Source organism: Herbaspirillum sp. alder98 (assembly GCF_020179755.1).
Lineage (GTDB): Bacteria > Pseudomonadota > Gammaproteobacteria > Burkholderiales > Burkholderiaceae_D > Herbaspirillum.
Genome location: NZ_JAIUCY010000014.1, coordinates 65236 through 90614 on the forward strand (window position 1 = coordinate 65236; position 25379 = coordinate 90614).

23 protein-coding genes are annotated in these 25379 nt (G+C 61.4%); 12 read left to right on the forward strand and 11 right to left on the reverse strand.

Annotated features, from left to right (window positions below; all coding sequences use genetic code 11):
- The first annotated feature begins 105 nt into the window (after nt 1–105).
- Together LBW87_RS22320 and LBW87_RS22325 are read left to right on the forward strand one after the other, a co-directional pair.
- Complete coding sequence (locus LBW87_RS22320; protein WP_225203678.1) at nt 106–519, forward strand: CopG family transcriptional regulator; 414 nt, start codon at nt 106–108, stop codon at nt 517–519.
- Between the two features lie 24 nt (nt 520–543).
- The gene (locus tag LBW87_RS22325) at nt 544–1656 is read left to right on the forward strand and encodes an alpha/beta hydrolase family esterase (protein WP_225203679.1); all 1113 of its coding nucleotides are present in this window, start codon (nt 544–546) and stop codon (nt 1654–1656) included.
- A 35-nt stretch (nt 1657–1691) separates the two neighbouring features.
- Here LBW87_RS22325 and LBW87_RS22330 read toward each other — a convergent pair whose 3' ends face one another.
- Nucleotides 1692–2951: an MFS transporter gene (locus LBW87_RS22330; RefSeq protein WP_225203680.1), complete on the reverse strand. Its 1260-nt coding sequence runs from the start codon at nt 2949–2951 to the stop codon at nt 1692–1694.
- Nucleotides 2952–3227: 276 nt separating this feature from the next.
- Between LBW87_RS22330 and LBW87_RS22335 the strand changes: the two genes are divergently transcribed.
- A complete protein-coding gene (locus LBW87_RS22335) occupies nt 3228–3941 on the forward strand; it encodes a FadR/GntR family transcriptional regulator (RefSeq protein ID WP_225203681.1) in 714 nt (237 codons plus the stop codon).
- Here LBW87_RS22335 and LBW87_RS22340 read toward each other — a convergent pair.
- The 3 genes from LBW87_RS22340 to LBW87_RS22350 form a co-directional block, all read right to left on the reverse strand.
- Nucleotides 3918–4580 (reverse strand): GGDEF domain-containing protein, encoded by a 663-nt coding sequence (locus LBW87_RS22340; protein WP_225203682.1) that lies wholly within the window; start codon nt 4578–4580, stop codon nt 3918–3920. The genes LBW87_RS22335 and LBW87_RS22340 overlap by 24 nt on opposite strands.
- Nucleotides 4573–5151, reverse strand: coding sequence for a response regulator transcription factor (locus LBW87_RS22345; protein ID WP_225203683.1), 579 nt, complete (start codon nt 5149–5151; stop codon nt 4573–4575). Before LBW87_RS22345 ends, LBW87_RS22340 begins: the two co-directional genes overlap by 8 nt.
- Nucleotides 5152–5586: 435 nt before the next feature.
- Nucleotides 5587–7185 (reverse strand): methyl-accepting chemotaxis protein, encoded by a 1599-nt coding sequence (locus LBW87_RS22350; RefSeq protein ID WP_225203684.1) that lies wholly within the window; start codon nt 7183–7185, stop codon nt 5587–5589.
- Nucleotides 7186–7788: 603 nt separating this feature from the next.
- Between LBW87_RS22350 and LBW87_RS22355 the strand changes: the two genes are divergently transcribed.
- The 3 genes from LBW87_RS22355 (at nt 7789) to LBW87_RS22365 (ending at nt 11710) form a co-directional block, all read left to right on the forward strand.
- Nucleotides 7789–8556, forward strand: coding sequence for a GAF domain-containing protein (locus LBW87_RS22355; protein WP_225203685.1), 768 nt, complete (start codon nt 7789–7791; stop codon nt 8554–8556).
- Between the two features lie 8 nt (nt 8557–8564).
- The gene (locus tag LBW87_RS22360) at nt 8565–9479 is read left to right on the forward strand and encodes a GNAT family N-acetyltransferase (protein ID WP_225203686.1); all 915 of its coding nucleotides are present in this window, start codon (nt 8565–8567) and stop codon (nt 9477–9479) included.
- A 188-nt stretch (nt 9480–9667) separates the two neighbouring features.
- A complete protein-coding gene (locus LBW87_RS22365; RefSeq protein ID WP_225203716.1) occupies nt 9668–11710 on the forward strand; it encodes a TonB-dependent siderophore receptor in 2043 nt (680 codons plus the stop codon).
- 66 nt (nt 11711–11776) lie between these two features.
- Here the strand turns inward: LBW87_RS22365 and LBW87_RS22370 are convergent, their stop codons facing one another.
- The 4 genes from LBW87_RS22370 to LBW87_RS22385 form a co-directional block, all read right to left on the reverse strand.
- Nucleotides 11777–14161, reverse strand: a complete 2385-nt coding sequence (locus LBW87_RS22370) for a TonB-dependent siderophore receptor (RefSeq protein WP_225203687.1) — start codon at nt 14159–14161, stop codon at nt 11777–11779.
- 90 nt (nt 14162–14251) lie between these two features.
- Complete coding sequence (locus LBW87_RS22375; protein WP_225203688.1) at nt 14252–15223, reverse strand: FecR family protein; 972 nt, start codon at nt 15221–15223, stop codon at nt 14252–14254.
- Nucleotides 15220–15723: a sigma-70 family RNA polymerase sigma factor gene (locus LBW87_RS22380; RefSeq protein WP_225203689.1), complete on the reverse strand. Its 504-nt coding sequence runs from the start codon at nt 15721–15723 to the stop codon at nt 15220–15222. Before LBW87_RS22380 ends, LBW87_RS22375 begins: the two co-directional genes overlap by 4 nt.
- Before the next feature lie 671 nt (nt 15724–16394).
- On the reverse strand, nt 16395–16685 hold the full coding sequence (locus tag LBW87_RS22385; protein ID WP_225203690.1) for a hypothetical protein: 291 nt from the start codon (nt 16683–16685) through the stop codon (nt 16395–16397).
- Nucleotides 16686–17026: 341 nt separating this feature from the next.
- Here LBW87_RS22385 and LBW87_RS22390 point away from each other — a divergent pair, with 341 nt between their 5' ends.
- From LBW87_RS22390 to LBW87_RS22415, 6 genes are all read left to right on the forward strand, one after another.
- Nucleotides 17027–17827: an ABC transporter ATP-binding protein gene (locus LBW87_RS22390; protein ID WP_225203691.1), complete on the forward strand. Its 801-nt coding sequence runs from the start codon at nt 17027–17029 to the stop codon at nt 17825–17827.
- A 12-nt stretch (nt 17828–17839) separates the two neighbouring features.
- Nucleotides 17840–18604, forward strand: coding sequence for an ABC transporter permease (locus tag LBW87_RS22395; protein ID WP_225203692.1), 765 nt, complete (start codon nt 17840–17842; stop codon nt 18602–18604).
- Nucleotides 18586–19569, forward strand: coding sequence for an ABC transporter substrate-binding protein (locus LBW87_RS22400; protein ID WP_225203693.1), 984 nt, complete (start codon nt 18586–18588; stop codon nt 19567–19569). The genes LBW87_RS22395 and LBW87_RS22400 overlap by 19 nt, the downstream gene beginning before the upstream one ends.
- Nucleotides 19570–19641: 72 nt before the next feature.
- Nucleotides 19642–20901, forward strand: coding sequence for an amidase (locus LBW87_RS22405; RefSeq protein WP_225203694.1), 1260 nt, complete (start codon nt 19642–19644; stop codon nt 20899–20901).
- A 62-nt stretch (nt 20902–20963) separates the two neighbouring features.
- On the forward strand, nt 20964–21620 hold the full coding sequence (locus tag LBW87_RS22410; RefSeq protein ID WP_225203695.1) for a GntR family transcriptional regulator: 657 nt from the start codon (nt 20964–20966) through the stop codon (nt 21618–21620).
- A 92-nt stretch (nt 21621–21712) separates the two neighbouring features.
- Nucleotides 21713–22081, forward strand: a complete 369-nt coding sequence (locus LBW87_RS22415; RefSeq protein ID WP_225203696.1) for a response regulator — start codon at nt 21713–21715, stop codon at nt 22079–22081.
- Between the two features lie 85 nt (nt 22082–22166).
- On the opposite strand, the gene LBW87_RS22420 is transcribed toward LBW87_RS22415, so the two are convergent.
- The 3 genes from LBW87_RS22420 to LBW87_RS22430 all read right to left on the reverse strand — a co-directional run bounded on the left by LBW87_RS22420 (nt 22167) and on the right by LBW87_RS22430 (nt 25234).
- Nucleotides 22167–23477, reverse strand: coding sequence for an MFS transporter (locus tag LBW87_RS22420; RefSeq protein ID WP_225203697.1), 1311 nt, complete (start codon nt 23475–23477; stop codon nt 22167–22169).
- A gap of 464 nt (nt 23478–23941) precedes the next feature.
- Entirely contained in the window at nt 23942–24652 is a 711-nt protein-coding gene (locus LBW87_RS22425) for a response regulator transcription factor (RefSeq protein ID WP_225203698.1), read from the reverse strand.
- 144 nt (nt 24653–24796) lie between these two features.
- The gene (locus tag LBW87_RS22430; RefSeq protein ID WP_225203699.1) at nt 24797–25234 is read right to left on the reverse strand and encodes a response regulator; all 438 of its coding nucleotides are present in this window, start codon (nt 25232–25234) and stop codon (nt 24797–24799) included.
- Nucleotides 25235–25379: the final 145 nt, after the last annotated feature.

Genomic DNA, 25379 nt, shown 5'->3' on the forward strand with positions numbered 1-25379 from the left:
GACAGGCCGCCATTTATTTCACCCAGCCACCTTGAAACCATCCACATACCATCCATATGGAATCCACAAGGATGATTTGAACAATAAATACCCCAAGGGAAACACATGTCGGTTACCGAACTCAAGCCGCGCGTCGGCGATAGCGAAAAGATCACCATCAACCTCGGTGTGGTGGATCTGGGACAGATCGATCTGTTGGTGCAAGAGGGCTTCTATGCCAATCGCACCGACCTGATCCGTACCGCCATTCGCAATCAACTGGGCGTGCACGCCGATGTGGTCAAGCAGACGGTGACCCGCAAGAGCCTTGTGCTGGGGCTGCAAACCTATAGCAGGCAACAACTCGAAAAACTGCAGGCAGCCAATGAAACTTTGCAGATCCAGGTGGTGGGGCTGGCGACGATCGCCAGCGATGTCCCGCCCGAACTGGCGGCCGCGGTGATCGAATCGGTCACCGTCCTGGGCGCCTTCCATGCCACCAGCGCGGTCAAGGCCGCGCTGGCAGGCCGTATCCATTAGCACGCCAAACCCAAAGGAAAAGTCATGTCCAAGCTCAGCGAGCTTCATGCACGAATGGCCGATATCACCAGCCGCCTCCGCTCGCAAGATGCCGGCGGTGCAACAGAAATCATCCAGCGGGCACTCTCGGCGGCTGGCCTGACCGGGCAAACGCCACCCAACGGCGCGGGGCCGCAGTCGCTGCGCACCTTGTTCGCCAGCCTTGGCGGTGCGCCGATGCCGCGCAACTACCTTCCCGGCGCCGCACCCGGCACGGATACCGTCGACGAGAAATTCATCACCGCCACCTTCAGCAACGCAGCCGGCAGCCGTCGCTACAAGGTTTATGTTCCGACCAACACCTCGGGCCGGGCCATGCCGTTGGTGGTGATGCTGCACGGCTGTACCCAGGACCCGGACGACTTCGCGCGCGGCACGCAGATGAATGCGCTGGCCGAAGAGAAAGGATTCGTCGTGTTATACCCGGCGCAGGATGCCAGCGCCAATGCGTCCAGGTGCTGGAACTGGTTCAACGCCATCGATCAGCAACGCGGCCAGGGTGAGCCGTCGCTGATCGCCGGCATGACCCATGAAGTCATCGAGCGCTACCAGCTCGATCGCAACCAGGTGTATGTGGCCGGGCTGTCCGCCGGTGGCGCGATGGCCGTCATCATGGGCGCGACCTATCCCGAACTGTACCGCGCAGTGGGAGTGCATTCGGGCTTGCCCTACGCGTCGGCCAGCGACTTGCCGTCCGCGCTGAGCGCCATGAAAGGCATCTCGCGCCGTCGCCATGGCCCGCAAGATCACAAGCTGCCGGTCATCGTCTTTCACGGCGACCGCGACACCACGGTGAGCCCTGCCAACGGCAAGGTCGTGGTGGACGACTTCGTGGCCGGCCTTGAGCGACCGGAGCACATCAGCACACTGGTAGAAGAAGGCCGGGCCGCTGGCGGTCGCCAGTTCTCGCGCACTACCTTGCATGCAGACGGCCAGCCGGTGCTGGCCGAACACTGGGTGATCCACGGCGCTGGCCACGCCTGGTCGGGCGGCAGCGCCAGCGGTTCCTATACCGAGCCCCAAGGCCCGGATGCTTCGCGCGAGATGTTCCGCTTCTTCAGCACCCACGGCGCCCTGCCTGCCGAAGCACCGGAGTGAAGCCGTGGGTTAAACGATGACGTCAGGCGATGGCGTCAGGCCACGGCGTCCGGTCGCGGCCGCGCAATCGCGAACACCACTGCCACCGCGACCAGATCGAAGGCAGCCAGCAGCATGAACAACGGACCGTAGCCGATCTGCGTCACCAACAGGCCGAACAGCAAGGTGAACAGGGTCGCCCCCAGATAGCCGCTCATGCCGGTCAGGCCGGTAGCGGTGGCGACCTGGTTCTTGCTGAACACGTCGGAGGTGATCGAATACAGCGCGCCCGACAAGGTCTGGTGCGCGAAGCCGCCCACCGACAGCAAGGCAATCGCCACATAGGGACTGTCGACAAAGCCCACGCAGGCCGGGCCGATCATCGACAGGCTTCCCACCAGCATCACCAGCTTGCGCGACGTGAACAGCGAGACCTTGAGGTGCTTGTGAAACCAGGGGCTCATGTAACCGCCCAGCACGCAACCGATGTCGGCGGCCAGAAACGGCAGCCATGCGAACATGGCGATTTCCTTGATGTTCATGTGGCGCTCGGTGGCCATATAGAGCGGAATCCAGGCGTTGAAGGTCTGCCATGCCGGCTCCGACAGAAAGCGCGGGATCGCGATCGACCAGAAGTTCTGGCTGCCGACGATCTTGCGCCAGCCATCCTTTTGCGGAATCTGGCGGGCGTTGGGCTCTTGGCCTTCGATGATGTACTGGCGCTCTTCGGGCGACAGGCGCTTCTGGTCCTGCGGGCTCTTGTAGAACAGCGCCCACAGGATGAACCACAACACGCCCAGGATGCCTACCACCACGAACGACATCTTCCAGCCGCCGTGCAGGATGGTCCAGACCACCAGCGGCGGCGCGCACAAGGCCCCGATCGAGGCGCCGATGTTGAACCAGCCGATCGCCACCGACCGCTCCTTGGCCGGAAACCATTCGGTGGCGGCCTTCACCCCGCCCGGAATGCCGGCAGCTTCGGTCATGCCCAGGAGGCCACGGAAGAAAGCCATGCTCTGCCAGCCGGTGGCCAGCGCCGCCAGGGCGCACACCAGCGACCAGGCCAGCGCGAAGATGCCAAAGCCGATCTTGGTGCCGACCAGGTCCAGCACATAACCGGCCACCGGCTGCATGAGGGCATAACAGATCTGCCACGCCACCACGATGTACGAATACTGCTGGGTCGACATCTCCAGCTCGGCCATCATGGTGGGTGCAGCCACCGACAGGGTATTGCGTGCGAGGTAGTTGATGATCAAGCCCAATGTGACCAGCGTGACCATCCACCAGCGGATTCCGCGGACGTACTTCATGTTGTCTCCAGTTTGGCGTTTTACTTTTTAGTTATGCGATGTCGTACATGTAAGTCGATAATTAGTCCGACTAATTCGCACTTTAGGTGGACAACTTTAATCAGCCACTATCCGGAAGTCAATGGCTTCGACACCTAAATTCGCCTCGCAACCCTTATGTCAGCAGGATGTCAGATTGAACCCGACGATTTCCGGCACGCTGGGCTTGCTGTCGATAGCAGAGTCGCGCATAGTAAGCGTGCCTCGCCCTATTGAAGGTCATCGTACATGTTAGACATGCTTACCCCTCTCAGCGTCAACCGCGCTTCCCCGCCACCGAGCCGCTCGGAGCAGATCTGCAAATTGATCATTGCTGCCATCCTGCGCGGCGAATGGTCGGACAATCGACGCCTGCCCACCGAAGTCGAGCTGGCCAGCCGTTATTCGGCTTCGCGCACGACAGTGCGCGAAGCGCTGTCGCGCCTGCGCTCGGAAGGGGTGGTCGTGTCGCGCCGGGGGTCGGGAAACTATATCCAGCGCTGGCCTTCGCAGCCGGTGCCGGCACGTCCCCAGATCGAGAGCATCCACGATATCGAACGCTACTATGCCTTCCGGCTGTGCGTCGAAGTGGGCGCCGCAGAATTGGCCAGCCAGGCCCGGGATGAAACCGATATCCTGCGGATGCGTTCGACCCGCGAAGCCTTGCACCAGGCACAACTTGCGGGTCGCACTGCGGTAGAAGAAGATCTGGCGCTGCACATGGCCATCGCCCATGCCTCACACAATCCTTTCTTCGTTTCAACGATCGAACATGCACTGGGTCCGATCCGTCAATGCATGGAACTGGCACAGAACCTGGGCCGCCCACATGGCGCCGAGCGCATCACTGGCATCGACGACGAACACGACGACATCGTGCAATCGATCATCGACGGCTCGCGGGAAAGAACCGCTGCTGCCATGCGGCACCATATCGAAAACGCAAGGCTACGGATTTTCGAAGGTAGATAGCCCGAGGTGGTCGGCACTCTTCGCCTTCTTGCCGCTGTACATGTCGATATCGGCCCGATCCAGCAACTCGCTTAGCGATTGACCGTCGTCCGGGTACCGGGCATGTCCGATACTGGCGTCCAGTTGCATCAACTTGCCCGCCACCATGAATGGGGCGCTGAAACATCCGGCGGCCTTGTCGCGCACAGAGCATGCGTTTGATGCGGTGCCCGTTTCGGCGATCACGATGAACTCATCGCCGCCGAGCCTGGCGATGGTGTCCTGATGCCGCATGGTTGCCGACAGGCGCTGCGCCACCTGGGTCAGCAGGAAGTCGCCTGCAGCATGACCGAACTGGTCATTGATCGCCTTGAAACAATCGAGGTCGAGAAAGAGCACGACGAACTGTCCGCCCGCCCTGCGGGACTTGGCAATGACCTGATGCATGCGGTCCTCCAGCAGCACCCTGTTCGGCAGTCCGGTCAGATGGTCGTACAAGGCGATCTTCTTGAGTTCTTCGTTATCGAGCAGCGATGTCTCAAGGCGCGCCTGCAAGGTGTCGCGTTGATCGCTCACGTATTTCAACTTCACGCATGCCAGCGCCAGAGCCGACGACGTGAGCGCAAGACTCAACAGCCCCACGGTCCAAAAATCATCCATCCCAAACATAAAAGACCGCGCTTTCTTCAGAACCTATACAGATATAGCCTTTGCCGTAGACATTCCTGATTTCAAGCCCGCCCTGTCGCGCTTGCCTGAGCTTCTTCCGGATACGATAAATAATGGTGTCGATGCGATGCGGGTCGAAGAGGTCGGTCGCCATGTTGAGCGCCTGCAACAATCGCTCGCTGCTGACCGGAACGTTGGGACTCAGGAATAACGTTGTCAGTACCGCGCACTCCCGGTCGCTAAGAGAAATTCGCTCGCCACTGGGGCCACCCAGCATGCAGTTACGCCGATGCAGGCGCCAACTCTCGTCGGTGTTCACGACGGCGTCGGTCAGGATCGACAGCCTGCGCATGAAAGACCGTATCGTGGCGAGCAACACCGAATCCTTGATCGGCTTGTACAGAAAGTAGTCCGCGCCATCATGCAACACCCTGGCATGCGAGGCCTCATCGCGCATTCCCGCCAGCACCACTATCCCTAGCATCGGGAATCTCTGGCGCAGGTTGGCCACCAGAGCCATGCGTTCACGCAACAGCTGCCAGGCATCGATGATGATGATCAACGGCTTTTTTTTTGAAGCTCACTATTCAATTGAGAGACCGAGCCGGCCACTCTCACATCGAATTCCATCGAATAGAGCGCCTTCCTGATCTCTGACGACCCACCTTCTGGATGCTCCATCAATAAGACAGCCACGCCGATCTGCTTCCCCAAAATTAGCCACGCCGCCCCACCTGCCAGGCTGACGGCTGAGCTTTAACTATTGATTACGTTATACCGTCTTTTGAATCTGAATATATTCACAAAAAATCTCGCTTCTGTTTCGAAAGAGAAATTTCACGCCATTACTTTTAACTAATAAAATCGTTTTCATGGGAGCGAGGTAAACGCGGGATAACGCATGCAGCCAGGCCGAGCAGTGCTCGGCCTGGCGCAATATAAAATTAACAGAATTGGAATTAAGTCAGGCCATCTTCAGGCGGCATGCCAGCTAGTTTCAGATGCTCGCGGAGAAGCCGATGGCGGGCACCCCGGTGGCGCCAGGCAGCCTCGTCAATTTGAATACCGACACCAGGCCGGCCAGGGAACTGGCCTGATCCTTCAGCGCTTCCGCTGCGGCACTGGCCTGCTCGACCAGCGCTGAATTCTGTTGCGTGGTTTCGTCCATGTGGCCGACGGCCAGGTTGACCTGGGCAATACCGTCGCTCTGCTCGCGGCTTGCCTCCGATATTCCCGCCACGATGGCAGTGACATCGCGCACGCTATCGACGATCCGGGTCATGGCTGCCCCGGCTTCCCTGACGAGCGCACTGCCGCTATCTATCTTGTCGACGGAGTCACCAATGAGAGTCTTGATTTCCTTGGCGGCTGCGGCACTGCGTTGCGCCAGGCTTCGCACTTCCGAGGCAACCACGGCGAAGCCACGGCCTTGCTCACCGGCACGCGCGGCTTCCACCGCTGCATTCAATGCCAGGATATTGGTCTGGAAGGCGATGCCGTCGATGACGCTGATGATGTCGACGATCTTGCGCGACGAATCGTTGATCGCCCCCATCGTCTGCACCACTCGCTCCACTACCCCTCCACCCTCCAGGGCGATATCCGACGCCGACACCGCCATGCGATTGGCATGCTGTGCGTTGTCGGCGTTCTGCCTGACGGTAGAGGTCAATTGTTCCATGGCCGAGGCGGTTTCCTCGAGTGAACCGGCCTGCTGTTCGGTGCGAGCCGAAAGGTCCAGGTTGCCGGTTGCGATCTCGGCTGCCGCCTGCTCGATCGACACGGTGCCTTGCCGCACCTGGCTGACAATCGACGACAGGCTGTCGCGCATCGACTTGATGGCATATAAAAGGCTGCCCTGGTCGCCCTTGCGGATCTGCACCTCCGTGGACAGGTCGCCGTGCGCGATGGCCCGCGCAATATCGGCCGCATAGGTCGGCTCACCGCCCAATTGCCGCAACAGAGCGCGTGTGATCGTGAAGGCGATGGCCATGGCAATGACAATCGCCAGGACCGCCAATTGCGCGATACGACTTTTCGCCGCGCTTGAAACGTCGGAGGTCCGTTCATGGGCCATCTCGTTCTCGCGATCGACATTGGCGATGACCTGGTTCATGTCGATCACGATCTGACGGCGCAATGGACTGCATTCCGTGACCAGGAAATTGCGATACTCGGTCATGCGACCGGCCTCGCGATATTGCCTGGGCTTGTCCAGTTCGGCTGCCATCCTGAGCAAGCCGGTCCGCACCTTGTCGAAGTCGGCATTACCTGCGAACACCGGCGTCAGCTGCTTCAGGCTGGCGAGGTAGATCGCACGCTGCTGGTCCAGTATCTTCAACTCGGCTTGCGCATCCTGCTCGCTCTCGAACACGTAGGCGTTGCGTGCCGCCAATCCGGTCTGCGCCAATGCCTCTCTTGCGTCGTACAAGGGGTCCAGCTTCTGGGACTGGACGGCGTCGGACGTATCGATCGATGTCGTCAACGCCGCCAGGCTGGTGAGTGACACTGCCACCAGCAACGTCATCATGATCAACACGGCGGCAAAGCCCAGGCCCAGTTTGGTGCCGATCTTCATATGTGCGAACAACTTCATGGGGGTCTCCGAGAGATTGAGCACGCACCGCCGTGATGACGGGGTGCGCAAGGGGGCTTGAAATCATGGCTTTGCCCGCTGCGTAGCCAACGCGCCGGGCGACGCTTCCACGTGGACAAAAAAAAGCCCTGATCCAAATGCGATCAGAGCCAAAAATCCCTCCCGTAGCGGGAGAGATGGGGGTGCGATGCTGGTGATGTCTTGTTTTTCTCAACAGCAAAAAACTGATCGGCATCAGGTTTGGCCAAAACATTCCGACTCGGCCCTGCGCCAAGTCCCGTTGCGCACTACAATCTTGCCTTTGGCAAAGCTTCGACGTGGCGCATGCAGCACATCCGTGTTCCAACACCTGTCTCACTGCGAACCCACAGAAGATTTCCCTCTGGAAAAATATTCACTGATTTCCCACCACAGCCGTCTTGCTTTGCCCGTTACCCAGCTCGTCTTTAGATATTGCGTATTTTGCACATATTCACATTAATCTAAAAGCAGGCACTCACATATTTTGTATTTTGTTGTAATTTAGCTTTTTAAATATGGCAAATTTAAAATATGTGAAAGATGCTCACGTCGGCAAGCTATAATTTTTAAAGGATTGGTTATATGGGACGTGCAGCACCTTCTGATCACGACGACGCGCCGGACAGCGATCCCGCGATGACCTCGCGGGAAGCGGCCAAATTGTTGGGTGTGTCGATCACGACCGCACAGATGTGGATGGAGAGCGGCATGCTCGCCTCGTGGAAAACGCCAGGCGGACATCGCCGCACCCGCCATAGCTCGGTGATGTCGCTGCTTGGACATCAAGAGGTAGTGAGGGACGAGCCAGGCGCCATCACCACGACTGAAATCGTCTCGCTGGCCGACAGCGCCTATCCGGTCATTCATAACGAATCAGAACGTGCCGACTTTGTCGAGAACACGATGGAAGACGCGACATCTGAAACTGCATTTCACCGGGTGACCTGGCTGGCGAACGAATTGCTCGACACGCCGATTGCGCTGATCACTTTTTTGACTTCGGAGCGGCAGATCTTCAGATCGGCCCATGGCTTGAACATCACCGGCACGCCGCGATCATGGGCGTTCTGCAACTACACCATCGCCCAGAGCGAGGTCTTCTGCGTCGTCGACGCCACCAAGGACGCGCGGTTCAAGAACAACCCGCTGGTGATCTCGGCGCCCTTCGCCCGGTTTTATGCAGGCATTCGCCTCATGTACCAGGGCATGGCGTTCGGCTCACTATGCGTCATCGATACCGAGCCCCGGATTCTGCGCTCGCACGAGCGCCAGGCCCTGGAAGAACTTGCTGCGCTGGCTACCGACATCCTGCGCTTGCAAATACTGGAATCGAAGTCGCAACGCATGTAATTGCACGCATGCCGGCCATCCCTTCCAGCACCCACATCCTCACGCGCAATGCGCACGAAGAATTCACCACGCGGCCGCTGACAACGGCTGATATCACGGCCTGCCATCAACTGTCGCAGCAACTGCAATGGCCGCACCGGCTGCAGGACTGGCAATTCCTTCAAAGCGTGGGCCACGGCCTGGTCGTTGAAATGCACCGGGACGATGCGGCGCCGGCGGTGGTCGGCACTGCCCTGCACTTCAACCTGGGCCAGCAACACGCCAGCTTTGGCATGGTCATCGTGCAGCCAGCGATGCAGGGGCATGGCCTCGGTCGCCGCCTGATGCAGGCATTGCTTGAGCGCACCCGTGGCCGGGTGCGGCTGCTCAATGCGACCGAAGCGGGACAGCCGCTATACGAAAAACTGGGCTTCGTCGCCACCGGCACGACGCACCAGCACCAGGGCGCGCACTTGCCCCCGGTATCGGCGCCGTTGCCCGATGGCGCGCGCTTGCGCCCATTTGTCCCGACCGACATTGCTCGCATCAAGGCGCTCGATGCGATCGCCAGCGGCATGGACCGTGGTCACATCCTGGAAGCGCTGGGGGGATTGGCCGACGGGATCGTCATCGAACGAGCGGGCGAGATGACCGGCTTTGCGCTGATCCGTCCGTTTGGCCACGGCCACCTGGTCGGCCCGGTGGTGGCGCCCGATATCGCACATGCCAAGGCACTGATCACGCATTGGGTCACGGCCCGTGCCGGCGACTTCATTCGCATCGACGTCTTCGCCACGGCGGGCCTCAGTGCATGGCTGATCGAGATCGGACTGGCGCATGTCGACAGCATCGTTCCCATGCGCCTGGGCCAGGCCCCTGCGCCATCCGTGCCCGATGCCGCAGAGATGCAGCTGTTCTCGGTCATTGCACAAGCGGTGGGCTGAAAAGCGCTCGACTCCGTTGTCTCGCTACCACGTACTCGCAAATATTCTGAAGCCCCCCTTACAAAAGTTAACAATTATCATTTATATTTCGGCCTCTTTCTATTTTTAAGCCGAAATCCATGCATTTGCGACCGCGCCGTCCCTTCCCGACTCGTCTTCTGGCAGTGAGTCTGTTGTCTACCCACGCGATGGCCTGGGCTCAAACCACCAGCGCTCCCGCCGAATCGGCACTGCCCGAGATCAGCGTGGTCTCCGACAACAAGGCCCGCTCGTATACCGCCACCAGCAGCAGCGGCGCTACCCGCACCGATACCCCGCTGCGGGAAGTGCCGCAATCGGTGCGCATCATCACCGCACAGCAGATCGATGACCTGGGCGCCGTGCGCCTGGCCGATACCGTCGATTTTGTCAGCGGCATCAGCCGTCTCAACGATTTCGGCGGCACCTGGGACAACTTCGGCATCCGTGGCTTCAGCAGCACCGACATGGGTTTCCTGGTCAACGGCTTCCCCGGTTCGCGCGGCTACAACCCACGTCGCGACACCGCCACTGTCGAGCGCTTCGAGTTCCTGAAGGGCCCGGCCTCGGCCATCTACGGCAGCAGTGAACCGGGCGGCACCATCAACATCGTGACCAAGAAGCCGCAATTCACGCCGCGCAACGTGGCCGAAGTCAGCGCCGGCAGCGCCGGACTCAAGCGCGCCACCCTCGACAGCACCGGGCCGCTGACCCAGAGCCTGGCCTATCGCCTGAACCTGATGACCGAAGAAGGCGATTCGCGCTCGAACCTGCTCAGCAACCGCCGCTCGCTGATCGCCCCGGCCTTCGCCTGGGTGATCGACAAGAACACCATGCTGAACTACGAGGGCGAGTTCCTGCGGGCCAGCACGCCGCTGGACCGGGGCCTGATCAACGTGCGCGGCGTGCTCGGCACGTTGCCGCGCGACCGTGTGCTCAACGAGCCCTCCGACGGCAACATGAACATGACCAGCAATACGCACCAGCTGACGCTGGACCGCACCCTGTCTGATAACTGGCGCGCCCGCATCGGCGCCAGCTACAAGGAAAGCAGTTTCGACGGCTATTACACCGAGGCAGCGTTGTCCAACCCGCTGGACGCCAATAACCGGACCCTGCACCGCACCCGCACATGGCGCCAGTTGCCTTCGCGCGATGTGTCGCTGCAGGCTGAACTGGAAGGCAAGTTCCACACCGGCAGCATCGGTCACACGATGCTGTTCGGCACCGAGGCATCGCGACTGTGGATGAACACCGAGATCCTGCGCTCGGCCGACATGCCCATCGACATCTACAATCCGGTCTATGGCGCCACGCCGCTGACACCGACCAACCGCACCAGCAGCTCGGACGAATACCAGCGCGTCAAGGCCGTGTTCGTGCAGGACCAGATCAGCCTGTCGCCGGCCTGGCAATTGCTGGCGGGCCTGCGCTGGGACCAGTACAACCAGAGCATCCAGAATCGCGTCGGTGGCGTCACCAATACCTCGCAGCAGCAAAGCGCCTTGTCGCCGCGCGCCGGCATTACCTACCTGCCCAACGCCTGGAGCTCGCTCTACCTGTCGGCCGGCAAGTCCTTCCGTGGCAACAGCGGCACCGATGTCAATGGGCGCGCCTTCGATCCGCAGCACTCGACCGCCTATGAAGCCGGCCTGAAACTGCAGACCGCCGACGAACGCCTGGGCGCCAACTTTGCGCTCTACGACATCACCAAGACCAATGTGCTGACCGCCAGCAATGTTGTCGGATTCCAGCAGGCGGCAGGCGAGGTCAAGAGCACCGGTTTCGAGGCCGATGTGTTTGGCCAGATCAATGTCAACTGGCGCATATCGGCCAATTTCTCGTGGGACGATGCACGCGTGAGCAAGGATCGTACGCTCGCCACGGGCACGCGCCTGGCCAACATCCCAGCCTATAGCGCTGGCCTGCTGACGATTCGTGAAGATGCGCTGCCCAATGGCAGCCGCTATGGGATCGGTGGTGGCGTCAACTACGTGGGCAACCGTTCTGGCAATACCGCCGATACCTATTCGCTGCCGGCCTATACCATCGTCAAGCTGCTCAGTTACTGGCAGGTGAGCAAGACGGTGCGCCTTTCGCTGGACGTGCACAACCTGTTCAATCGTAACTATTACACCGGTTCGTGGGCCAACCTGTACGTCATGCCCGGCACCGAGCGCAGCATCGTGGCGCGCTTGAAGCTGGATCTGTGATCCCCGCTTGATGCGCCGTTCAATGCCCCGCTGTCGTCTGACAGCGGGGCATTTTTCATGGTGGCGTCAATACTTCCAGTTGATCGATACGCTGCCGTTGATGGGCGCGGCGTAGTACGCCTGGTTCCAGTACACGCTGGCCAGGTACTTCTTGTTGAAGACGTTGTTCAGGTTGGCGGATACGCTCAGGTTCTTGTCGATGTCGTAGCGCGCCATCAGGTTGAGCAGCCAATAGCCGCCCTGGTAGATCTGCTGGCTGTCGTCATAGCGGGTCTGGCCCTGATAGTTGAAACTGGCCCCCAGCTTCAGCTGCTCCAGCTGCGGCAGGCGGTACACGCTGGACAGTCGCCACTGGCGGCGCGGCACGTACTTGCGCGCCGATTCGCCCTGGTCGCCGACGATGCGCTGGATCACCGCCCCGATCGCCACCTGCCAGTTCCTGGACAGTTCGCCGGCGACATCGACCTCGACGCCTTCGGAGCGAGCCCTGATGCCGCGGTAGTAAGCCTCGCCATCGTCGAAGCTGCCGGCCACGTCGGCGATGCCGTTCTGCTCCACCCGGAACAACGCGGCCGATGCATTGGCCCGGCCTTGCATGAACTCGCCCTTCAAACCCAGTTCCACGCTCTTGCCCCTGGCCGGCGCCAGCGTGGCGCGACTGCGGTCGATCTCGGTCTGGGGATTGAAGATGCTGGTATAGCTGCCGTAGGCCGATAGCTGGCGATTGAGCTCCAGCACCAGGCCGACATAGGGTGACACCGCCGATTGACTAAGAGTATGGCTGACGCCTTCGGCGGCGCCCGACGAATCGGCCTGGGTGGCGTTGGCGCCCAGCAGCAGCTTGAGGCGGTCGTGCAGATCCAGGCGGGTGGCGGCGTAGACCGTCTTGCGACGGTCGGTATAGGAACTGCCGGTCGGACTGTTATCGAAATCGGGATAGGCGAAAGCGCCGTCGAATGCCGTGCTGCCGTTGATGGGAACATATCCGGAAGTGGTGTCTCGCCCGCCATTATCCAGCCGCGAACGCGACCAGCTGACGCCCGCCGTCAGATCGTGCTCGCGCCCGGCCAGGCGGTATTTTCCGGTGATATTGCTGTCCATGAACAGTTGCCGGTTGGCGCCGGAAAAGAGCGACGGATAGACGCTCAGGCCGGCGCCGGTGACGGCATCGGGATTGCCCGACAGGTACAGCAAGGCGCTGTTGCTCTTGATCTCGTTGTAGTTGAGCGTGGTCTTCCACTGCCAGCCATCGGCCAGCTTGCGGTTCAATTCGGCAAAGCTGCGCTGCTCGGCCGAATCATAATAAGTCCACTCCGCCGAGCTGCTGGTGCCCACGCCATAACGGGTCAGGCTGCCATCGGCATAGGCCAGCGGCAAGGCGCCCCACATGGCGCCCCGGCCATGGACTTTCTGCTCGCTGTGTCCCAGCGTCAGCAGGGTCGATGGGTCGAGGCTGGCTTCGATCACGCCATAGAACAGGTCCTTGGTCGGCTGGTAGCGATCCAGGTAGGACTGCCCCTCCTGATGGGCGGCGACGATACGTGCAGCCACCGTCCCGGCCTGGTTCAGGGGCCCCGAGACATCGGCGTCGAGGCGGCGCGTGTTCCACGAACTGATGGTCATGCCGACGGCGGCCTGCAGTGCATCGGTGGGCCGCTTGCGCACGAAGTTGACCGTGGCCGAGGGGTTGCCGGCTGACGACGACAGGCCATTGGCGCCGCGCACGATCTCGATGCGATCGAACATGGCCGTGTCGAGGTCGCCGGTCTGCTCGCTGTAGGTCAGCGGCATGCCGACGCCGTCAAACTGGAAATTGGTAATGCCGAACCCGCGCGCCGTGTAATAAGTGCGCTCGGTCTCGACCTTCTCGACCGTGATGCCCGCGGTGCTGGAGAAGACGTCGTTGATCGAGGCCAGGTGAAAGTCGTCGATCCGGGCGCGAGTGATCACCGTCAGCGATTGCGGCGTCTCGCGTGGCGAGAGATTGAGCCTGGTGGCCGCGCTGCTTTGCTGCACCGCATAGGCATCCGAGCCTTCGGTGGGCGCCTGGCGCTCGACTGCCACCGTCACCTGCGGCAAGTTGTCCGGCTCCTGCGCACCAGGGCTGTCGCGTCGCCTCAGGGTCAAGGTGCCATTGTCGGTTTGCTGCAGTTCCAGGTCGCTGGCGCCGATGGCCTGCTGCACCGCCTGGGCAGCGGTGAGGTTGCCCGCGATCGGCTGCGCCTGACGGCCACGTACCAGCGCCGGATCGACCGCGATGGCCTGTCCGCTCTGCTGGGCGATTTGCATCAGGGTAGTGCCCAGCGGGCCTGCGGCCAACTGGTAATAATGGGCAACCGGGACCGTGCTGGCCGATCTCTGGGCTAGCGCCGGATGGGTGAACAACACGGCGCAGGCAGCAGAGACGGCGACCAGCACGGCCCGCAGTTGCAGCGTGAATGGCGGCTGCATGACGATTATCGCTTTGTGATGATGATGTCGCTCTGCAAGGGAGGTAACGCCAGGCCGGGAAAAGTGATCAGTTGCGCCGATGAATTCTTGTTATTTGACGTCGATCAGCACCAGTGCGCCCAGATTGCGCACGCTGATCGGCATGGTCTGCGCCAGCGAACGCAGCAGGTTGTCGGTGTCGTCCAGCGGAAACGCGCCCAGCACCCGTAACTGCGCCGCCGCCGGCGACATCCGCACATAACCCGTCCGGTAAGGCCGCAGCGCTTCGATGACATCGGCCAGCGGTTCGTCGTTGGCCACCAGCATGCCATCGACCCAGGCCGCGCGGCCCGTCAGGTCACTCGCTACCGGCTTGATGGCGTGGGGATTGTAGTAAGCGGCCTGGCCGCTCTGGAGCACCTCTTCACCGGCGGCGGTGCTGACCCGGATGCTGTGTTCCAGCACCAGCGCCAGCGACCGTTGTGACTCCTGACGCACCAGGAAACGCGTGCCCAGCGCACGCGCCTGGCCGTGTTCGGTATCGACCACGAAGGGCCGCGTCGGGTCGGCGGCCACCGTGGCGATCAATTCCCCCTGCCGCAAGCGGATGCGGCGCAGGTCCGGGCGATAGTCGATATCGACTGCCGTGCGGGCGTTGAGCACCAGGCTGCTGCCGTCCGGCAGATCGACGCGCTGGCGCTCGCCGGTGGCCGTATGCAGATCGGAACGCCAGGCCAGCACCGGGTGAAAACGGTTGACCAGATAACTGGTGGCTACCCCGGTCAGCGCCAGTGCCAGGGTCGAACGCAATACCTTGCGCCGCCCCTGCGATGCCGGGCGCAACACGATCCGCTCGACCGCCTGGACCTGGCCCTGGGCCCGCCCTTCCACCTCACGCACCGGGGCGAACGAGCGTTGCAGCATGCCCTGGATGCGCTCCCAGGCCTGGCCGTTGCCGGGCACCGCGCGCCAATCGGTGAAGCGACGATAGTCGTCCGGGCTCGCCTCGCCGGAGCGAAACAGCACCATCCATTCGATCGCCTCTTCGGCTGCGGGATTGTCCAGCGCCTGCCGTGCGTTCATGACTCGCCCGCCAGCCAGCAGGCGCGCATGGCCTGGGTCATGTAGCGGCGCACGGTGATGACCGGCAGGTCCAGCTGTTCGCCGATCTCGCGATAGGTCAGCTCCTGCAGCTGGCTCAACAGAAATACCTGGCGCACCTTGGGCTTGAGGCTGCCCAGCACGGCGTCGATCTGGTGCAGGGCTTCCAGTATCAGGGCCCGGTCTTCCTGCGAAGGCGCATGTTCGGGGGCGATCCGGGCCAGTTCCTCGAGATAGGCGCGCTCCAGGTCGCGGCGACGCCAGAAATTGAACATGACGCGCCGCGCCAGCGTCGCCAGGAAGGCGCGCGGCTCGTCGATCTGCTCGACATTGCGCGCCGCCACGACCTGGATGAAGGTGTCCTGGGCCAGGTCGGCCGCATCATGCCGACAGCCCAGACGCTGCCGCAACCAGCCTTGCAGCCAGTCGTGGTGAGCGTCATAGAACTGCGTGAGCAGGACATCTTGCGTGCCGGAAGCCATGGCCAGATTCTCTTTGCGAAAATGAGAATTATTGCTATTTATATTCATCTCCGCAAGGCATGCCAGAGTAACAACATGCCTTTTGCCACAGCAATGCAAAGAAAGGTAAGGCCAACTGGCCGGCACCCTGAGGAACGCCCGGGTCCATTGTCTTTATAGCGACCGGGTGGCGCAATAAACGTCACTGGGTACCGGCTTTCGCCGGCACGACGGGGTATCTATAGATTTACCTTCATACGCCAGCACGGCAGAATACTTATAACCTTAACTCCGTCGCCCTGACGAAAGTCAGGGCCCAGCGTCTTTCTGCCGACCGGGTGGCGCAACAAACGTCGCTGGGTACCGGCTTTCGCCGGCACGACGGGGTATCTATAGATTTAACTTCATACGCCAGCACGGCGGAATACTTATAACTTGAACTCCGTCGCCCTGACGAAAGTCAGGGCCCAGCGTCTTTTTGCCGATCGGGTGGCGTAACAAACGTCGCTGGGTACCGGCTTTCGCCGGCACGACGGGGTATCTATAGATTTAACTTCATACACCAACACGGAAAAATACTTATAACCTGAACTCCGTCGCCCTGACGAAAGTCAGGGCCCAGCGTCTTTTTGCCGATCGGGTGGCGTAACAAACGTCGCTGGGTACCGGCCTTCGCCGGCACGACGGGAGTCCTATCCTCCCGCCCCTACCGGATTGCCCGCATCATCCTCGTCATCGTCTTCGTCGCCGCTCACATTCAGTTCGCGCCCGACCTCCGCTTCGTCGATGCCGGCTATGCGGGCCAGTCCGATGTCTTCCTCGCGTAACGGTGGCGGTGCGCCGCGCTGCTCGTCTTGCTGCAGATCGTCCAGCGCGTCGGCTTCTTCGTCACTGGCCTGGATGACCCGGTCGGCTTCCAGTCCAGGCAGATCGACATCCTGCGAGGTGTCGTTGATGCGCTGCTGCTGTGCATCCTTGGCCATGATGGGCTCCTTTCAAATGACTGGTTCTCAACAGTAACGGCTAGTGCATAGCCTGCGCAGTCGGGCGCCGCCGCTAATGCGTGTCAGCGTCCGTTACATGAGCTTGATGCGCACGATTATTGGGCGCTTAAGTGCCGTCCCGGCGCATCAATGAATCAAACCCGCAGTTGGCCAACGCCGCCGAACCGCCACACGCCGCCTGCACTCTTGCCCGACGCCCGGATCATCGGACCTGGCACAGCAAATGCTTAGTGAAAAATACATTATGCATTATGCATAGTTATCAAATGGCAACACTTTTGACTCAACCGCCGCCGTACCGGGTGGCCTTTCGGGAGCAAATGTTGGAGAACCGCCTTGAAGTCAGAAACCTCAGTCACTCCTTCATCAAATCCAATGATGAAGAAATCCGCATCTTCCAGAACCTGAACTTTGCCGTCGGCCGCGCCGAGATCGTGGCCATCGTTGGCCGCAGTGGCGCCGGCAAGAGCACCCTCTTCAATCTCATCTCGGGGTTGCTCAAGCCCAGCGCCGGCAAGATCGCGCTGGGCGAACGTGACGACGGCAGCCCGGGCAGCATCGCCTACATGCTGCAGAAAGACCTGCTGCTGCCGTGGCGCACCATCCTCGACAACGCCGTGCTGGGCATCGAACTGCACCGCAAGGTCACCGATGCCGACCGTGAACGGGCGCTGGCGATGCTGGATCGGTATGGTTTGCGCTCGGTGGCCAATGCCTATCCGCATTCGCTGTCGGGTGGCATGAAGCAACGCGTGGCGCTGACCCGCACGCTGCTGGCCGGCCCTACCGTGGTGCTGCTGGACGAACCGTTCTCGGCACTCGACTACGAAACCCGGCTGATGCTGGAAAACGATGTCATCGACCTGACCCGCACCGAAGGCACCAGCGTAATCCTGGTGACGCACGACATCGACGAGGCGATCGCCATGAGCAATCGCATCGTGGTGCTGGGCGGCCGCCCGGCCAAGATCACCCGCGAGGAAAACATCGTCCTTAGCGTGGAAGGCAGCGACGGACTGCGCGACGCCATCACGGCGCGCGGCGCGCCGGAGTTTCCGATCTATCACAAGGCCATCTGGAACGCCCTGCGTGCCAGCGACGTCGCCCACGCCAGCGCTTGAGAGGGATATGCCATGAAAAAGAAAAACAACGGCGCCACCGCCATCGTCGTCACCATCCTGGTAATCATGGTGGTGCTGTGGCAGATGGCGGCGCAGGTCGGCCTGATCAACGGCCAGTTGCTGGGTTCTCCGCTGGGCATCTACAAGTCGGCGGTGATCGGTTTCACCAAGGGCCAACTGTTGTGGGACACCTGGGTCACCCTGGCCGAGACCGTGCTGGGACTGGTGGTGGGCAGTGCGCTGGGCATCGTGCTGGGGCTGGTGCTGTGGTTCTATCCGCGCATCTCCGACATCGTCGAACAGTTTGCCATCCTGCTCAACAGCATTCCCAAGATCGCGCTGGGTCCGCTGATCATCATCTGGTTCGGGTCCGGCATGGTGTCGAAGATCTGGCTGGCCGGCATCTCGACCTTTGCGGTAGCCATGATCTCGTCGTGCGCGGCAGCCCAGGAAGTCGATCGCGACCTGCTGAACCTGTTCAAGTCGTTCAAGGCGCAGCGCGCCATGATCTTTCGCAAGCTGATCCTGCCGGCCTCGATCCCGTGGATCTTCTCGATCTTGCGCATCAACATCGGATTCGCGCTGATCGGCGCGGTGGTAGGCGAATTCATCGCCTCCGAAAGCGGACTGGGGCACGCAGTTTTCGTGGCCGGCTCGCTGTTCGATCTCAACACGGTCTGGCTGGGCGTGCTCATCCTGACGCTGATGGCAGCCGTGCTCACCTGGATAGTCCAACTCACCGAAGAAAGGATCGTTTCATGGAAAGTCGAACAATGACGTACCTGCGCACGCTGGTCGGCGCCGCAATGGTCACCGGCTGCCTCGCGGCGGCGCCCGTGCAGGCTGCCGAGAAGGCCGTGATCTACCAGGCCTTCCAGTCCATCCAGTACCTGCCGCTGTACGTGGCGATCAACGAAGGCCTGTTCACCAAACATGGCCTGGAGGTGCAGAAGGTCACCGCAGGTGGCGGCGCGCAAGGGGTGGCGGCGGTGATCGGCGGCCATGCCGACTTCTCGCTGCAGGACCCGATGACGGCCGTGCTGGCCAACCTGAAGGGCGCTTCGCTGATCAACGTGGCGATGGTGGTGTCGGGCGTGCCGGTGTGGATGGTGGCGCCGGGCGACTCGCCCATCAAGTCGGTGGCCGACCTGAAGGACCAGACCATCTCGGCCGCGCTGCCGCCTTCGACCAGCACTTACCTGCTGCAGAACCTGCTGAAGGAAAAAGGCCTGTCGGCGGTCAAGTTGAACACGGTGGCGATCGGCACCGAGATCTCGCCGGTGACCGCCGGCCGTGCTGCTGCGGCCACGCTCTACCAGCCGCAGGTAGAACAGGCGCTGGCCAATGGCTACAAGATCGTGCACGACTTCGCCAAGCAGTATGACGGCGTGTATGCGTTCTCCACCATCGACACCCTGAAGTCGACCATCCAGAAGCGTCCGCAAATGGTGCAGAACTTCGTCAACGCCATCGCCGACGCCGAGAAGCTGATGCAGACCACCCCGCAGGTGGCCTACAAGGTGGCAGTGGCCGAGTTCCCCTCGCTCGACAAGGCGGTAGTGGAAGCGGCGGTCAAGCGCATGCTGGCGCAGAAGATCTATCCGGCTACGCCCTCCATCTCGCGCCAGGCGTTCCAGGCCGGGCTCGATCTGCAGATCTCGATCGGCAACATCAAGCAGGGCGAGGTAACCTATGAAAGTGCAGTCGATAACAGCTTTGCGGAAAAGGCTTCCAAGCCCTGACGCCTGAGTGACTGTCCATGCGCGGCGTCGCCTGCCATCCGGTGGCGCCGCCGCTTCCAAGAGGATCAGAACATGAGTACACCCCACCCTTCAGAGAACGCCGTGGCGGCTGCCATGCGCGCGGCCGAACAGCTCGACGGCACCCTCCGGGCCTTTGTCCATCGCCCGGTGTCATACGCCTTGCCCGACGCCGTCGATGGCACGCTGGCCGGCGTGCCGGTGGCCGTCAAGGATTTGATCGATACGGCCGACATGCCGACCACCTACGGTTCCAAGGTGTTTGCAGGACATCGTCCGCAGAACGATGCCTGGATCGTCGCCCGGCTGCGCAGCCTGGGCGCGGTGATCTTCGGCAAGACCGTCACCACCGAATTCGCCTGGCGCGATGCCGGCCCCACCGTCAACCCGTGGAATTCCGCTCACAGCCCGGGCGGATCGTCGAGCGGTTCGGCCGCGGCGGTGGGCGCGGGCATCGTCGATATCGCGCTCGGCACGCAAACGGTCGGCTCGGTGATCCGTCCGGCATCGTATTGCGGCGCCTTCGGCTACAAGCCGACCTTCGGCCTGATCCCCACCGATGGCGTGCATGACCTGGCGCCTTCGCTGGACCACCTCGGATTCATCACCTCCAGCGTCTATTGGGCGGCGGTCTGCCATGCGCTGATCGCACGCAACGGCGCCATTGCCGCGCCCGCATCGCCAGATCAGTTCGAGGCCGTCAAGCCACGCAAGATCGGCCTCTATCGTTCTTCGCAATGGGCCCAGGTCGCACCGGACGTGCAGGCCAACTTCGAGGCCGTGGTCAAGCGCTTGCAGGCGCATGGCGTGCACTGCGAAGCGGTCGAACTGAGCGATGACATCGTCGCCCTCAATGCGCTGACCAGCGAGATCCTGGCCTTCGAGGGTTGCGTGGCGATCCAGGGCGAAATCGCCGGGCGTGAAGCGCTGGCCGGACCTTATACGCGGGAGCTGGTCGCGCGCGGCCAGGCCATCGACGAGGTCGAGCACGGCGCCGCGATCGAACGCCTGGATTATCTGCGCGAGCGCGCCAACGATTGCTTCGGCGAATTCGATGCCATCATCACCATCACCTCGCCCACCACTGCGCTCCCGGGCCTGGAAAAGACCGGCGACGCCTCGTTCTGCGCCCCTGCGACCTTGCTGGGACTGCCAGCAGTGAGCGTGCCCTCGGGATTCTCGGGCGAGCTGCTGCCGTACGGAGTGCAGTTGATCGGACGCAGTGATGACGACCTGGCATTGCTGGGCGTGGCGCAGTGGCTGTCGGAGGTATTGCCGGGATTGCGGCGGCCGGCCCTGCTTGTGCCACAATAACGCCGACACCAGCCAGAGCGGGGCCTGACCCCGCCATCCGAGACACCAGCCCGATCCAGCGCATGAGCAAAGCCTTCAAGACCATCGAACAGCAGGTGCTCAGCCTGTTGCGCAACGACATCCTGCGCGGCCACTACCAACCCGGCGACAAGTTGCGTCAGGACCAGGTAGCGCGCCGCTTCGAGGTCAGCACCACACCGGTGCGCGAGGCGTTTCGCGGGCTGCGCTCGGAGGGGTTGGTGAGCATCGACGCCAACAAGGGCGTGGTGGTCAAGGGACTCACGGTGAGCGACGTGGCCGAGATCTACGAACTGCGCATTGCGCTCGAACCCTTGCTGGCCAAGAAATCGGTGGCTACCATCGACCCCGAATCGCTGCTGGCCGCCGACGCGGTGCACCAGCAGATGTGCGCCACGGTCGATCCGCACCAGTGGTCGTCGCTGAACCGCGAATTCCACCTCCACCTGATGAAGAGCGAAGAACAGTCACGCCTGTTCGAGATCGTCAGGAACCTGCTGGTGGTGGCAGAACCCTATGTATCGCTGTCGATGTTCCTGCATCCGCACATCCAGCAGACCGACAATGAAGAGCACGGCATGATCCTGGCGGGCTACCGCAAGAAGAACGGTCGTGCCGTCGAGAAGGTGGTGCGCCAGCATCTGCAGCAGACGCTGGCGGCGATCCAGGATTCGGTCGGGCAGCAGGCCCTGGGGCGTTAGCGACGTAACAACGTCGGGAAATGCCTGATAGTCAACATTGGCCGGTGTTGGCAAGATGACTCCATTCGCCAAGTCATGGAGCCCAGACCGTCATGAACAAGACCGCTATGATTGCCGCCTCCCGCGTCGACGAACGTCGCGCGCTCACCAGCTGGATGGCGCTGCACGAGATCGATATCCTGAGCGCCGCCAACGGCATCGAAGCCATCGAGCAGATGGCCGTGGCGCCCCCTGACCTGGTGCTGGCGCAACTGAGCATGAATGACATGAGCGGCCTGCGCCTGGCCCACTACATGAGATCGCACCCGGGCTTCAGCCAGGTCCCGGTGATCCTGTTGTGCCAGAACACACGCGAGATGGAACTGGCCAACGGCAAGTGGCCGACCTTCCTGTTCGAGGCGCCGGTCAATACAGCCTTGATTTCAGAACTGCAACGCGAATTGCGCGAACTGGTCTATTGAGACTGTTCACAAACCCACGGACGATAAAAAACCCGAAGCTGCAACGCAGTCTTCGGGTTTTTTCATGGTCCGGGAAAGCAGGCCGTCAGGCCTTGTAACCCTTGCTGCTCATGGGCACCACCGCCAGCACCAGGCCCAGGATGGACAGGGCCAGCACATAGTGCGCCGGACCTTGCGGGTCCTGCTTGATCCACAGCGAGATCAGGATGGGCGTGAGACCACCGAACACGGCATACGCCATGTTATAGGCGAACGACAAGCCCGAAAAACGTACCGCCGGCGGGAAGGCCCGGGTCGACACGATCGGCGTCAGCGCAATGCTGCCCACGAACAGGCCCACCAGCGCATAGCCCCAGACCAGCGATTCCGGCGTGCCCGGCAATTGACCATAGAACCAGACCGTCGACAGCGCCAGGCCGCCCCAGCCGATCAGCATCGTCGGCAAGGTGCCGATGCGGTCGCACAACCAGCCGACCAGCAGGCAGCCGATGGTCAGCGTCAAGGTGGCGGCACAGTTGGCCTGCATCACCAGCTTGGCCGGCAGATGATGGACGGTCTGCAGATAGGCCGGCGTCATCAGGATCACCACCACGATGGCGCCCGACAGGCACCAGGTCATGCCAGCGGTCAGCATGCAGGCTGCGCGATGCTCGCGCAACACGGTCTTGAGCGGCATTTCGCGGGACTGGGCGCGGCGCGCGGCCAGCTCCTGGAACACCGGCGTCTCTTCGAGGTAACGACGCAGGTAGACCGACACCAGGCCGAACACGCCACCCAGGATGAACGGAATGCGCCAGGCGTAACCGTTCACGTCAGCCGGTTCGAAGGCGCTGTTGATGAAGATACCCATCAACGAACCCAGCAGGATGCCACCCGTGATGCCGGCCGTCAGTGCGCCCACGCCAAAGGCATAGCGATTGGCCGGCACGTGCTCGGCGACGAACACCCAGGCGCCCGGCATTTCACCGCCGATGGCTGCACCCTGCAAGGTGCGCATCAGCAGCAGCATGATCGGTGCGGCCACGCCGATGCTGGCGTAGGTCGGCAACAGGCCGATGACCAGCGTCGGTATCGCCATCAGGAAGATCGATAGCGTGAACATGCGCTTGCGGCCGATCACATCGCCATAGTGGGCGATGATGATGCCGCCCACCGGACGCGCCAGATAGCCGGCCGCGAAGATGCCGAAGGTCTGCAGCATGCGCAGCCACTCCGGCATGTCGGCCGGGAAGAACAATTTGCCGACCACGGCGGCGAAGAACACGTAGATGACGAAGTCGTAGAACTCCAGCGTGCCGCCCAGCGCGGACAGGCCTAGCGTCTTGTAGTCGGACGAAGTAAGAGGACGATGCCGGGACTCATTGAGCGCCCCGGTAAATTCAACAGGAGTGGACATGGCTTTTCAACAATCGACAGGTCGACCCCGACGATGTCATGGCATGGCCACGAGCAGCGAGGTCGAGCAGCTGGTTGGGTTCGAATGGGTGCATCGCGGACAGCGTGGCCCGCAGAAGGCAGACTTGGCGAAAAACGTAGTTCGAAAATATACGAATTAACGCCAAAACTGATGTAATGATACCCGAAAGCGGGAAATCTTTCGCGATGCAGCATTTCTTGCCGCCAAATGAGCATCCCGCAGCATGCGAATCTTGCGACAACGCATGCCGGAATTACTGTGACAAGAGGATCGCCCGGAGCATGCATCCGGAAAGAAAATTGACCGGATTCAATGCGAGCTTAAGAGGATTCCGACATTTTTAGCGCGTTTCGCGAAAAGCTTTTGAAGACTATTCGAGACGGCTTAACAACGCATTTGTCCGACCACTGGGCTGGCAATTGAGAATCACGAGCCCAGCAGAGTCATTGTTCGAGCGAGACGTCGATTTCGGCGCTGCGTCGCAGCATCAGGAAGCCTTCGCCGTAGATGTTGCGGATCTGCATCGGCGGGTTGGCCAACGACCGCAGTTTTTGCCGCACGCGGTAGATCAGGGCGTCGATCCGATGGGCATCGTATTCTTCTGCCCCGGACTTGAGCAGGTCGAACAACTGGGTATGACTGACCGGATAGTTGGGGCTTTGCAGCAGTGCCGCCAGGGCGGTGCTTTCCTTGTCGGTGAACTGCAGCATCACTGCCGTACTGTCGGACAGACGCCCCGACTTGCGGTTGAAACGCCATTTTTCGGATTGCGGCGCGATCTGGTGCGCTGCCGTCTTCATGCGGCGCGCCAGTGCCGTCAAGGTGGCAGCGACCTCTTCGAGCTTGACCGGCTTGACCATGTAATAGTCGGCGCCATCGCTCATGCTGCGCACGCGTTCTTCGAGCCGGGTCTTGGCCGTCAGGATGACGATCCCCATCGAAGGGAAACGCTGGCGCATCGCAGCCAGGTCGGGCAGCAGGTTGCCATCGGGAAGGATGGCATCGGCGATCAGGATATCGGGCTGGCTGCCGCGCAACGCATCAAGCGCTTCGCCACGACTGGCGCACTGGCTGACTTCATAGGCCAACGCACCGACGCGTGCCGCAAGCTGGCTGCGCCATTCGATTTCGCCTTCAACAATCAGTACTTTCATCTAATTAGTGCTCCGGGCGAAGCTGTTTTTATGACCGCCGCCACCACCGCCACGCCCATCGAAGAACGCGTATCCGAAGCCCCCCGGGGTGGCGGCGATGATTCCATAATCACAACGTTATACAGAAAATATCCATGAGGAAACTCATAAAATCTCGCAGTTATTTCTCGCAGAATGGCGTATTCCACTGCTCAGCAAACGACCCACTGTCTCCAACAGATAGTCCATCGAACAGGGCTTGAGCAGGAACGCCGATATCTCGGGAAAGTCGACCGATGCGCGCGGCAGGTTGGCGCTGATCAACGCCACCGGAATATGCCGGAAGTCATCGTGGGCCTTGACGTAGCGGGCCAGTTCGATGCCATCCATGTTGGGCATGCTCATGTCGGTAAGCACCAGATGCGGCATGCATTCATGCATGCGCTCGATGGCTTCGCGGCCGTCGCCGGCGGCGATGGCGGACATGCCATTGTTTTGCAGGATCTCGCACAAGAGCTCGCGCGAATCCGCGTGATCCTCGACCACCAGTATTGTCTTGCGCACCTTTTCGCTAGCGTGCCCGATTGCGTTGTCTGCAGCCATTTCTCCACTCCCTCGTCGGACCTTTCCAAGGTTCCGGTAGAGCGATATTCGCCGTTCGCCGCACTTCACGATATCGGGATTTTCCTGAGCAAAATGGCAACATTAACCAGACATTGACGCAGGGCAATACCGGCCCGGGCGGGAG